At 26.8% G+C, this 2,855-nt stretch carries 3 protein-coding genes and 1 pseudogene; 2 read left to right on the top strand and 2 right to left on the bottom strand.

The genetic code is table 11. The annotated features are described in order from the left end of the window. Both ACH2BC_RS08735 and ACH2BC_RS08730 read left to right on the top strand, forming a co-directional pair. The coding region (locus ACH2BC_RS08735; RefSeq protein ID WP_395053610.1) for a hypothetical protein at positions 1-561 on the top strand (561 nt) is incomplete at its 5' end. A gap of 7 nt (positions 562-568) precedes the next feature. Continuing rightward, positions 569-1,090 (top strand): hypothetical protein, encoded by a 522-nt coding sequence (locus ACH2BC_RS08730; RefSeq protein ID WP_395053609.1) that lies wholly within the window; start codon positions 569-571, stop codon positions 1,088-1,090. 138 nt (positions 1,091-1,228) lie between these two features. Here ACH2BC_RS08730 and ACH2BC_RS08725 read toward each other — a convergent pair whose 3' ends face one another. Together ACH2BC_RS08725 and ACH2BC_RS08720 are read right to left on the bottom strand one after the other, a co-directional pair. Further along, a complete protein-coding gene (locus ACH2BC_RS08725; RefSeq protein ID WP_395053608.1) occupies positions 1,229-2,371 on the bottom strand; it encodes a hypothetical protein in 1,143 nt (380 codons plus the stop codon). 164 nt (positions 2,372-2,535) lie between these two features. After that, positions 2,536-2,855 (bottom strand): annotated as a pseudogene (locus ACH2BC_RS08720) (M1 family peptidase); the annotation flags it as partial.

Raw genomic sequence — 2,855 nt, 5'->3', positions numbered from 1 at the left:
ATATTTTTTAACCAACATAAAATTCAATATCTAAAATTTAAAATCATGAAGTTAAAAATTGGTTTGTATTCATTTGTTTTATCAATAGTTTTAGGATGTTCTTCTCCATCTAGAAATTTAAAAACAACTTACGATGTAAGCAAAAAAGAAGGAATGATTGTAGGTACAGTTTGTATAGAAAATAAAACTTATGGTGGTTACACTTTTTTTTATACCGACGATTTACAAGGTGTAAGCGATTATCCAAATTTAAGTGATTCTTTTACTTATAAATATTCTGCTGGAGATTACAATGAAAAAAATAAAACCTATTATTTATTTAGCATTGTAAAACCAAAGGGAAAATATAAATTTGCCAAAATTAAAATTTACGATAATGCAACCAATAAAATAATGAAATTTGAAATTCCGTTGGATATAAAATTTGTTATAGAAGAAGGAAAAACTACTTATTTTGGACAATTAAATGTAAATACGCAAGAAAAAAAATATACTGTTGAAGATGAAAATGAACGAGACAGAAAATGGTTTTTAGAAAAGCAACCTTTAATACAATTTTAATACATATATGAATACAGACAAAATTTTAGAATTAGCATTTTATACTTTGCCAGCAATAATTACTGGTGGAGTTGCTTACAAATTATTTAATTCTTATTTTAAAGATCAGCAAAATACTAGACGTTGGTTGGTTCAAAAAGAAAATCAAAAGCTTTCGTTACCTATTAAATTACAAGCTTATGAACGATTGACTTTGTATTTAGAACGAATTCATCCTTCAAAATTATTGATAAGAGTTGCTCCATTAAATGATGACAAAATTGATTATTCTAATTTATTAATTCAAAATATAGAGCAAGAGTTTGAACATAATTTAGCACAACAAATTTATATTTCTGACGAATCTTGGAGAATGATTTTGACTGCAAAAAATACAATTATTCAAACTATTAGAAAAACTTCGATAAATGAATCCATTTATTCTTCTGATAAATTAAGAGAAGCTATTTTAACTGATTTACTTGAAAGCGAATCGCCAAGTACAGTAGCTTTGAGTTATTTGAAAAGTGAAGTTAGTGGAATTATGTAATTATATAATTTAGGTATACTATTTAGATTAAGCTTTCAAATATAATTTCATTATAAATTATCTACCTAGAAATTCTAAAGCATAAAAAAAGTGTCTTGTTAATTAACAAGACACTTTTTTTTATAGTTTAATTACTTTCTAGTTGTTAGAAGAATTTGAAGTATTAGTTAAATTAGATACCGGAATTATAACATAAACTGTTCTTACAGATAAGCTTGAAGCTGGTAAAACTTGAGTATTAATTAAAGTTCCATCTGGAGTATATGCTCTAAAAGTTAATATTTCATTTTTAGGAACTCCAGCAGATAACGTTCCATTTGCTCCAGTAATACCTAAATCCATTAAAACATCACCAGTACTTCCAGAAGCTCTAGAAATTGTTACTCTAACACCATTTACAGGAGTTGTATCAAAATTTCTTACAACTACATTTAAAGTAGCGATCACATAAGCTGAATCATTATTCCACCAAGAAAAGTGAGATACATTTCCAACATATTTATTACCAACTCTTCTTGCAAAACCTTGCTCTTCCCACAAACCAGAAGTTTCATTAAAATGCCATAATGGAATAGTTGATGCAGCATCATCTAATTGATTAGGAGCGATTGGCAAAGATATGTTTGCAGAGTGACCAGTTGCAATTTGTATTTTTTCATTATTTGAACCTCTCATTTCTACGTTTATCATACCGTAAGTTTCCATTCCAGAAATTGAACCGTCAGTTCTTGTACCAATTAAATTTCCTGGCATTTTTTTGAATACGTTAGGATCATTAGAAGGCAAATCGTTTACTATAACAGAAACACTTCCATTGTAAGCTGAACCATTTTCTGTCATAAAAGCACCATCAAAAATTACTTTTGTAGTGTTTGGTAAAGTAACAGTAGATATTACACCAGTTTGAATAGTTGTATAAACATCCATTGGTAATAACATAATTTCAACTGTATTTAAATCATCATGAGGAAAAACAGTTCTTGAACCATCTAAAAATCCTGATTTTGTAGCAGTCATAAATCCAAAATGCTCCAATACAGAAACATTAGATAATGTAAATTCTCCATTAGCATCAGTAGTTACAGTTTTACCACTCATTTTAATAGTAACATTAGAAATTGGTTGACTGTTAACATCAACAATTTTTCCACTGAAATTACTTGAAATAGCGCTACCAAAAGTAAAAACATCTTCTGGTGTAGCATCTTCTGATTTACTACAATTAGTAAGCATTAAAGATAAAGTTGCAACGAAAAGAATTAAAAGTTTATTTGTTTTCATATAATTAAATTTTATTAATTTGGATTATTCACTTCGCAAATGAACAAACATAGAATTGTTAAAAAAAAAATGTTCGCCACAAAACTTTAAAACTCGATGAACTACATATATTTTATAGAATTATTGAATTTGTAGCTATAATTTTACCAAAAATATTTTTTTTATCAATTAATTAATTTATTCAATTGACTTTGTTCTTCAAGATTTAATTTTGAAATCATTGTGATAAAAATATCTTTATAATTATCCTGCTTAAGAAATTCTCTTATTTTATCACGAGCATATTTTACAAATTGCCATTTATGATGTGTAGTTGCATTTACCAAATTCTTTAAAACATTTTCATCTTTGGGATTTAATGTTAATAAATTTTCCAATGCATTCGTTCGTATAGAACTTTCATATTTTGGAGAAGAGTAATCAACTAGTTCATTATAATAGTTTGTTTTTAAATTATTATCTGCATCTTTAAATGTTTGATAAG

This window comes from Flavobacterium sp. (genome assembly GCF_043760115.1).
Lineage (GTDB): Bacteria > Bacteroidota > Bacteroidia > Flavobacteriales > Flavobacteriaceae > Flavobacterium.
This window is presented reverse-complemented; position numbering and strand designations above follow the sequence as displayed.